We start from the raw sequence: 824 nt of genomic DNA, 5'->3' as shown, positions 1-824 counted from the left end.
TGAAGTGCAACACAAAAGTTAGACAAAATAGATATTTTTATGCTGCTAAGGTATGTTCTCGATACTCAATTGGGGACATGCCTTTTGTTTTGAGTGAAATTCGGTGATTATTATACCAACTGACATAATTCAGCGAAGCTTCTGTGAGTGACTTAATATCTTTGTAAGGGGGAAAGCCACTCAAGCATTCCGTTTTGTAAATATGAAAGAAACTCTCGATTGGTGCATTATCATGACAATTTCCTTTTTTAGACATGCTCTGGATAAAATCGTTATCCAGAAGCCTTTGTGTATAATAACCTAATTGATAATGCCATCCCTGATCAGAATGAATGATAGAGTTGCTTCCTTTCGGAAGCTTAGCGATTAATTCATCAAGCGTATTGGTAATCAGTTCACGGTTAGGACTATCGTTAACTTGAAAGGCCAAAACTTCTTTGCTAGCTTCATCAGTAATTACGGAAATATATGCCCATTTTCGATCTGTTAAGCGAACTTGAGTCACATCAGTGTGTAAGGCTTCATACGGTTTTGTGTGACTAAAATCTTGTTTCAAAACGTTCTCTGCTATTTTACCAACAGTTCCTCGATATGAAGAATATTTACCATTTTTACGACGATTGTACATACTCACTTGAACGTTCAACTCATCCATCAAATGACGAACTACTTTGTCGGCAATATGAATATTCAGTTTGACTAGTTCCTCTTGAACTCGTCGATAACCGTAGGTTAATCGTCCCCGCCATTTTCCATCATTGGTGATTTTTAGAATTTTAGCTTTGATATCAATATACTTATCGACATGATTTTTGATACGCTTA

At 36.2% G+C, this 824-nt stretch carries 1 protein-coding gene; it reads right to left on the bottom strand.

What is annotated here, in order from left to right:
• Positions 1-37: 37 nt before the first annotated feature.
• Positions 38-824 (bottom strand): IS3 family transposase (locus IV36_RS11620; RefSeq protein ID WP_162261595.1); only part of this gene is annotated, 787 nt, incomplete at its 5' end.

This window comes from Liquorilactobacillus mali, from assembly GCF_001437155.1.
In the GTDB taxonomy this organism is placed as follows: domain Bacteria; phylum Bacillota; class Bacilli; order Lactobacillales; family Lactobacillaceae; genus Liquorilactobacillus; species Liquorilactobacillus mali_A.
This window is presented reverse-complemented; position numbering and strand designations above follow the sequence as displayed.